Source organism: Gordonia rhizosphera NBRC 16068 (genome assembly GCF_000298195.1).
GTDB lineage: Bacteria > Actinomycetota > Actinomycetes > Mycobacteriales > Mycobacteriaceae > Gordonia > Gordonia rhizosphera.
In genome coordinates this window covers 1-7,397 of the sequence record NZ_BAHC01000082.1, presented here as the reverse complement: position 1 = coordinate 7,397, position 7,397 = coordinate 1, and the positions used below count along the sequence as shown (strand labels likewise).

Sequence of the window (7,397 nt, the reverse complement as noted above, 5' to 3'; positions counted from 1 at the left end):
GGTCTCCTCGCTCGTGAATGACCTTGCCGCGCTCGATGATGACCTCGTCCTGGTGTTGGACGATTACCACGTCATTGAGTCGGTCGAGGTGCAGGAGTCGATGGGGCGGCACCCGGCGGCGGCACACACGGCGTCACCGCTGGGCGGCGACGACCCCCCGCATGGTGAGCGCACACACGGCTGCACCGGCGAGGGCCACGCCCGTACCCACCCACAGCGCGACGTGCAGGCTCGACACGAAATCCACCGCCGATCCGCCGGCCAGCACCGATTGCGCGGGGAAGATCGCACCGAGTGCGGCAACGCCGAGCGCGATCCCGGACTGGCGGAACACGTCATTGATGCCCGCTGCCAGGCCGGCGTCGTCGGCGTGACTCTCGGCGAGCACCAATCCACTCATCACCGGGTTGAAGATGCCCGCGCCGATGCACGAGAGAGCGAATCCCGGCGCGATGGCCCAACCCGATCCCTCGACCCCACCGATCGTCATCGCGGCGAGTCCGACGGCCACCGCCACCAGCGCCACCGACAGCAGAATCCAGGTGGGGATGCGACCCACCAACTGGTCGGTGGCACCCGCCACCACGAGCATCACCGCGGTACCGGGTACGTAGACGAGGCCGGCTTCGATCGCCGACATCCCGAGAACACCCTGCAGGTAGATCGTGGTGTAGACGAAGAGCGCGAACATCGACGCCGAGATGGCGAAGGTCGCGACCTGTCCTCCTGCGAACGAGGAGTTCGAGAACATGCTCAGCGGAAGCATCGGCTCCGCCACGCGTCGCTCGACGACGATGAAGGCCGCCGTGGCCGCGGCCGCGATCGCCAGCGCCGCAACGGTCACGCTATCTGACCAACCACGGTCGTTCGCTCCGATGAGCCCGTACGCGAGACCGGCGAGGGCCACGATCACCAGGATCTGCCCCGCCCAGTCGCCGCGGCGGGGATTCGCGCTCCGGGACTCTCGCACCCAGCGCGTCGCCACGAGCATGACGCCGCCGATCGGGACGTTCACGGCGAAGATCGCACGCCAGTCAAGGGTTTCCGTCAGGACACCCCCCACCACCGGCCCGATGGCGAAAGACGCGCCGATGGTTGCGCCGTAGATCGCGAGCGCCTTGGCCCGGGCGGCCAGATCGTCGAAGGCGTCGGCCAGTACCGCCAGCGACGATGCGAACAGCAGTGCGGCACCGAGTCCTTGCACAATTCGGGCGCCGATCAGCACCTCCATGGTCCCCGCCATCGTGCACAACAACGAGGCGATGGTGAAAACGACTGTTCCCCAAACGAATACAGCCTTGCGGCCAAGCCGGTCGGACCACACCCCGGCACTGAGCACGATGGTCGCCAGAGCGAGGGTGTATCCGTCGACGACCCACTTGAGTCCGCCCATCCCGGAACCGAGTTCACGGGCGATCGTGGGCAATGCGGTGTTGACGACGGCGATGTCGAGCATCAGCATCGCGGTGGCCAGACAGACCACCACGAGCGTTACCCGCCGGGTGATCGCGGACGGTGACGCCGGTGTCGCGGGATGTGTTGCAGCCGGAGCGATTTTCGCGCCGGACGTCGTGTCGAGCAAGGTCATGGTCTTTCCTTCACGGTCGGTGATCATCGGTGAAGGACGATCGCCCTTCACCGATTCATGCGAAGGTAAGAGTCGCCGAGGGGGCTTGGCATCGGCATGGAGTCCGCTTGGACCGGCATCCGCCCCTGAGAACCCCACACCAGCCATCAACACCGGTACAACCACGCACCGCTCACGCGTCGACTTCGGGGCCTACCCGCCACCGACCTCGGATCAGGCGCCGACGAGTAGGACGGGCTTGATCGCGGTGCCCGCCAGCGAGTCCTGCGCCGCCCGTTCGATCTCGGCGAACGGGTACGTGGTGATCAGGTCGTCGAGTGGGAGGTGGCCGGCCTCATACATGCCGGCCAGTTCCGAGATCATGTCGTGCGGGTCAACATCGCCCTCGATGACGCCGCGGATCGACAGTCCCTTGTAGAGCACGCTCATGACGTCGAACTCCAGTTTGCGACCGATCCCGACCAGCGCGATGTCACCGCGCGTTTCGGCCGCCGCCACCGCGGCGTTCACCACGTCCTGACGGGCGGTGGTGTCGATCGCGTGGTCGGTGCCGCGGCCGTGTCGGGCGACGACCTCCCGGGCAAGGTCATCGGTCGCGATCGGATCGACCGTGGCGACGGCCCCGAACTTCTCCGCGAGGTCCCGACGACGCGCGATCGGGTCGACGGCGACGACCTGGGCGCCCGCCCGCACCGCGGCCATCACCGCGCACAACCCCACACTGCCCGCCCCGTAGACCGTCAGCGTCGCGCCGGGCTGCGGTCGCAGCACTCGCGTGACGGTGCCGTATCCGGTCTGCACGCCGCACCCGAGGGGCGCGGCGATCACCGGCGGTAGGGTGTCGGGAACGGGAATCGTGTTGTCCTCGTGGGCGATCGCGTAGGTCGCGAAGCTGCTCTGGCCGAAGAAGCCGCCGTGGACGGGCGCGCCGGCGCGGGTCAGGGTCGGTGAGCCGTCCGGTCGACCGGCAGTGTTGAGACCGGAGGTGCAGTAGGCCGGATGGCCGCTGCGGCACTGCGCGCACCGATCGCAGCTACGGAAGGTCAGAGACACCGTCTGCCCAGGTGACACGCGGGTGACGCCCGGACCGACGGCGTCGACCACCCCGGCACCCTCGTGCCCGAACACCTGGGGGCACCGTCGCGGCGACCACGTCGCCTTCATCCCCAGATCGGTGTGGCAGATGCCGACGGCACGAATGCGGACGAGGACCTCACCGTCGCGCGGGGTGTCGATGTCGACCGGCACGACCTCGAACGGGCCGCCCGGCGTGGAGACGACCGCTGCCTCGATGCGCACCCGGCGTCAGACCCGCTCGAGAAGGAAGTACAGATGACGGCCGTCGATGACGGCGTCCTTGCCGTTCATGATGCCCATGACGGTGTTGTCGTCGACCTTCTTGAAATGATCGATGACCGCCTGTCCGTCGTAGACCATCGAGGCGGTCACCTCACCGCGGAACTCGACCAACCACAGACTCGCCTCCCCCTTGCCGAGTTTCTTGTTCGAGTACAGGCTTCCATCCTCGTCAAGGCACATCAGTGGCTGCACGTCGGAGCGCGAGGTGAAGGTCTTACCGAACCATCGCGCCTTCTCCAGCATCCCGTTGACCGGATGTCCGGTGAGGAACTCGTCACCCTTCCACGCCCCGAACAGTTGCTCGGGACGGATCGTCTCCAGGGCTGCCCACACCGCATCCAGTTCGGCGTCGTCGACGAGCCCCGTGGCCGCCCTCAGCTGGCGGAATCGTTCTTGTGCCTCGGTGCGCGTCAGTGCCGGTGCGGATGTCATCGCGGGAATGCCTCCTGGAAGGGATGTCGGATCTGTCGGTGGGGGCACACCCCGACCGAAGATACAACATATATGAGATATGTAAGGCTGTCACCACCACCCCGCCGCGGGCGGGGCCGCGACGATTCGCTCGCAGCGTGCGGCCAGACTGCGCCGGTCGGCGTCGGGGAGTTCGATCTCGTGCACCCTGATGTGCACGGTGAGCCCGCGCATACGCAGTACGCGGCGCAGGGTGGCGGCCGGTGTGTCGTCGCCGATGAAACTCGGCTCGGTGGCCGTGGCACCGCCGGGGGTGGTGAACCGGAGCCGGATGGGGGTCACCGGCACCCCCGCGTCGATGGCGGCCTGGAAGAACGCCGGACGAAACCGGCCGGGTTCGTAGCCACAGCGGGTGGTGCCCTCGGGGAACACCGCGACGGAACTGTCGCGATGCAGTCCGTCCACGGCCCGTGCGATGGTGTCGGGCAGCCCGCGCAACGATTCCCGTTCGATCGTGATCACACCCAGCCACCGGACCAGACCCGAGATCACGGGTATCTGCGCCACCTCGGATTTCGCCACGAAGTGCGCGGGGCTGATCACGGCCAGCGCGAGGATGTCCAGATACGAGATGTGGTTGGCGACGACGAGACCGCGGACCCGGCCGGCGAACGGCCGCCGGTCGTCGATCTGCACCGTGATCCCGAGCGCGGCGAGCAGGCGGTAGGAGGCGCGGCGCAGGTACCAGCGGCGGACGATGCGCGGAGCAAGCAGGATGACCGGGGCGGTGATCGCCAGCGCGATGGTGATCATGATCAGGCGGGCCACCCGCGCCGCGACCAGTACCCGACCGGCCGACCGTGCGAGGTCGTCCTCCCGACACTGGTCCCCGCACGAACTCCACGGGAACCAGGCATGCCGGGACGGGTGTTGCACCGCGACCGAGGACCTGGACGCGGCCTCCGCGTGCGCGGACGGAGCGTATTCCGGTGCGACGAGTGCGGTCATGCTCTGGCCACCGGCGCGAGGCGTCCGACCGCGGCCCGCATCCGGTCGAGGTAGCGGCTGTTGCCGGCGAGCCGGTCGAGAACCGTGACGAAGTCACCGACGTCGAACACGGGGTCGATGGCCGGCTCTCCGCAGACCTGCGCGCCCATCCGGAGATAAGCCCGCATCAGCGGCGGTATGGGCGGGTTCGCCGGTGGGCCGATGTGGTCGAGCAGCCTTCCGTCGACGAGCGGGCGGACGTGTGGATAGGCCTGCCACGGCGCGCGATGACGATCCATCACGACATCTCGTACGCCGCGCAGTACGGACCCGCGCGCACCGGACAGACCCAGCGGCACCGACACGCAGCCGATCAGATAGCGATGATCGCTTGCCTCCAGGTAGTGCAGCAGCGCCGCCCACATCAAGGCGGTGGTCGATCCCTGACGGTGGTCCGGTGCGACGCAGACCCGCCCCATTTCCACCGTGGCCGAGCGGATCTCGTCGAGTTCACCGGCATCGAACTCGGTGTCGGTGTACCAGCCGCCGGCCGCGGTGGCGCGGTCGGGCGGGAGGAGTCGCGCACAGCCGACGAGTCCGTGGTCGAGGTGGCGAACCACGAGGTGCTCGCAGTACTCGTCGTAGCGGTCGGCATCGCGCTGGGTCGTCGGCTCGCCGATCGCGTCGGAGAACCCCGGTTCCGCGGCGAAGACCTGATAGCGGAGATGCTGGACCGCGGCGATGTCGGCCGGGTCGTCGGTGAGTTCGACGGAGAGCGGGCCGGCGATGAGGATGGGCCGCACCCGCGCGCCGGCCGGGACGCTTCTGATCCCGGCCGGATAGGTCGTCACTGTCATGCACCCGATGACATCCGGGGCGAACGACCGGGCGGCGACATCGGTGTGTCGTGTCGGTACTGGGTTGGTGAACTCCCCGTCCGGTTGGTGAACGCCGATGGCCTCCGGGGTGTCGCGTGGACACTCCAGAGGCCATCGGGGGTCTCGACGACGCCTCAGCCGAGGCGCATCGAGGTCACTTGCGCTTCTTGACCTCTTCGGTCAGCTGCGGGGCGACGTTGAACAGGTCGCCGACGACACCGAAGTCGGAGATCTCGAAGATCGGCGCTTCCTCGTCCTTGTTGACCGCGACGATGGTCTTCGAGGTCTGCATGCCGGCGCGATGCTGGATCGCACCCGAGATACCCAGGGCGACGTAGAGCTGCGGGGACACGGTCTTGCCGGTCTGGCCGACCTGGAACTGGCCAGGGTAGTAACCGGAGTCGACCGCGGCACGCGAGGCACCCACGGCGGCACCGAGCGAATCGGCGAGTTCCTCGACGACCGAGAACTTCTCGGCGCTGCCGACGCCGCGGCCACCGGAGACGACGATCGACGCCTCGGTGAGCTCGGGGCGATCGCCGCCGACGTTCGGCTCGACCTTGGTGATCTTCACCGCGTTCTCGGCGGTGGCCGGAACCTCGACGTCGACACGCTCACCGGCACCGGCCTGCGGCGCGGCCTCGACGCCGCCCGGGCGCACCGAGAAGACCGGGGTCTCACCCTTGGCCTGGGCATCGACGGTGAAGGCGCCACCGAAGATCGAGTGGACACCGACTCCACCGTCCTTGATCTCGATGACGTCGGCGAGCACGCCCGAGCCGAGCCGGACCGCGAGACGTCCGGCGATCTCCTTGCCGTCGGCGGTCGCCGCGACGACGATGCCGGCCGGGGTGGCCTGCTCGGCGATCGCCGACAGCACGTCGACCTGCGGGCTGATCAGGTGCGTGGCGGCGTCGGCGGACTCGGCGACGTAGATCTTCTCGGCACCTGCCTCCTTGAGCGCGTCGATGATGCCGTCGGCCGAACCGGGCTCGCCGACGACGACCGCGGACGGGGCGCCAAGGGCACGGGCTGCGGTGATGAGCTCACTGGTCACCTTCTTCAGGCCGCCCTCGGCGTCCTGCTCGACCAGCACTAGTACTTCTGCCATGGTGATTAACTCCTGAATGTCTGTGGTGGCCGGACTCCACTGCGGGTCCGGGCCGGTTGGTGTGGTCTCGAGTTCGGGCGCTAGATGATCTTCTGCGACACCAGGTACTCGGCGACCTTCACGCCACCGTCACCCTCATCGGCGACACGCTCACCGGCGGTCTTCGGCGGCTTCGGCGTGGACGACACCACGCTGGTGCCGGCGTTTTCCAGACCCACATCACTGGGCTCGACGTCGATCTCCGCGAGGGTGAGCACAGCGACTTCCTTCTTCTTCGCGGCCATGATGCCCTTGAAGGAGGGGAAGCGGGGCTCGTTGATCTTCTCGTTCACGCTGACGATGGCGGGCAGCTGCGCCTCGATGTGATAGATGCCGTCATCGGTCTCACGCTCACCCTTGAGGGTCTCGCCCTCGACGGTCAGCTTGCGCAGGTGGGTGAGGTGCGGGAGTTCGAGATACTCGGCGATCATCGCCGGGATCGCCCCGACGCGGCCATCGGTGGCCTCGTTGCCGGCAATGACCAGCTCGACACCCTCGACGGTGCCCAGCGCGCGGGCGAGCACGTACGCGGTCTGCACCGCGTCGGAACCGTGCATCAGGTCGTCCTTGATGTGGATGGCCTTGTCGGCACCCATCGACAGCGCCTTCCGGATGGCCTCGGTCGCCCGTTCGGGGCCGGCGGTCAGCACGGTGACCTCACCGCCGTCGGCTTCCTTGATCTGCAGGGCCTCCTCGACCGCGCGCTCGTTGATCTCGTCGATCACGGCGTCGGCGGCCTCACGATCCAGGGTGAAGTCACCGTCGGCGAGCTTCCGCTCGGAATACGTGTCGGGTACCTGCTTGATCAGAACGACAATGTTTGTCATGGGTCTGCGTCGACCTCCTGCCTCGGTTTCGGCACCTTACCGCTCAGTAAGTTGCGTTCGTTCTCCCCTACTCTAGCGTCTGCCTGCCCGGCAATAAACATCGCCTACCTCACAGAACGCCCTTGCCCGATCGTTCGATCGCCGCGCACGTCGTGGTCAGGATCGGTCCCGGCGCAGGAACCGGGGCGGCTGGGATG

At 67.8% G+C, this 7,397-nt stretch carries 7 protein-coding genes; all 7 read right to left on the bottom strand.

The window, feature by feature from the left end; genetic code table 11:
- Nucleotides 1-133: 133 nt before the first annotated feature.
- The 7 genes from GORHZ_RS09885 to GORHZ_RS09855 all read right to left on the bottom strand — a co-directional run bounded on the left by GORHZ_RS09885 (nucleotide 134) and on the right by GORHZ_RS09855 (nucleotide 7,200).
- Nucleotides 134-1,588 (bottom strand): MFS transporter, encoded by a 1,455-nt coding sequence (locus GORHZ_RS09885; RefSeq protein WP_006332564.1) that lies wholly within the window; start codon nucleotides 1,586-1,588, stop codon nucleotides 134-136.
- A 213-nt stretch (nucleotides 1,589-1,801) separates the two neighbouring features.
- Nucleotides 1,802-2,887 carry an NAD(P)-dependent alcohol dehydrogenase gene (locus tag GORHZ_RS09880; RefSeq protein WP_006332563.1) on the bottom strand — a complete coding sequence of 362 codons (1,086 nt, stop codon included), beginning with the start codon at nucleotides 2,885-2,887 and terminating at the stop codon, nucleotides 1,802-1,804.
- Nucleotides 2,888-2,893: 6 nt separating this feature from the next.
- Nucleotides 2,894-3,379: a DUF4334 domain-containing protein gene (locus GORHZ_RS09875; RefSeq protein ID WP_006332562.1), complete on the bottom strand. Its 486-nt coding sequence runs from the start codon at nucleotides 3,377-3,379 to the stop codon at nucleotides 2,894-2,896.
- A 90-nt stretch (nucleotides 3,380-3,469) separates the two neighbouring features.
- A complete protein-coding gene (locus tag GORHZ_RS09870; protein WP_006332561.1) occupies nucleotides 3,470-4,366 on the bottom strand; it encodes a lysophospholipid acyltransferase family protein in 897 nt (298 codons plus the stop codon).
- Nucleotides 4,363-5,202, bottom strand: a complete 840-nt coding sequence (locus tag GORHZ_RS09865; protein ID WP_006332560.1) for a GNAT family N-acetyltransferase — start codon at nucleotides 5,200-5,202, stop codon at nucleotides 4,363-4,365. The genes GORHZ_RS09870 and GORHZ_RS09865 overlap by 4 nt, the downstream gene beginning before the upstream one ends.
- A 175-nt stretch (nucleotides 5,203-5,377) precedes the next feature.
- Nucleotides 5,378-6,334: an electron transfer flavoprotein subunit alpha/FixB family protein gene (locus tag GORHZ_RS09860; protein WP_006332559.1), complete on the bottom strand. Its 957-nt coding sequence runs from the start codon at nucleotides 6,332-6,334 to the stop codon at nucleotides 5,378-5,380.
- An 80-nt stretch (nucleotides 6,335-6,414) separates the two neighbouring features.
- Nucleotides 6,415-7,200 (bottom strand): electron transfer flavoprotein subunit beta/FixA family protein, encoded by a 786-nt coding sequence (locus tag GORHZ_RS09855; protein WP_006332558.1) that lies wholly within the window; start codon nucleotides 7,198-7,200, stop codon nucleotides 6,415-6,417.
- Nucleotides 7,201-7,397: the final 197 nt, after the last annotated feature.

What these genes read in the sequence shown, in the direction of transcription:
- GORHZ_RS09885 (WP_006332564.1), bottom strand. Translation starts at nt 1,588, where the DNA reads ATGACCTTGCTCGACACGACGTCCGGCGCGAAAATCGCTCCGGCTGCA.
- GORHZ_RS09875 (WP_006332562.1), bottom strand. Translation starts at nt 3,379, where the DNA reads ATGACATCCGCACCGGCACTGACGCGCACCGAGGCACAAGAACGATTC.
- GORHZ_RS09870 (WP_006332561.1), bottom strand. Translation starts at nt 4,366, where the DNA reads ATGACCGCACTCGTCGCACCGGAATACGCTCCGTCCGCGCACGCGGAG.
- GORHZ_RS09865 (WP_006332560.1), bottom strand. Translation starts at nt 5,202, where the DNA reads ATGACAGTGACGACCTATCCGGCCGGGATCAGAAGCGTCCCGGCCGGC.
- GORHZ_RS09860 (WP_006332559.1), bottom strand. Translation starts at nt 6,334, where the DNA reads ATGGCAGAAGTACTAGTGCTGGTCGAGCAGGACGCCGAGGGCGGCCTG.
- GORHZ_RS09855 (WP_006332558.1), bottom strand. Translation starts at nt 7,200, where the DNA reads ATGACAAACATTGTCGTTCTGATCAAGCAGGTACCCGACACGTATTCC.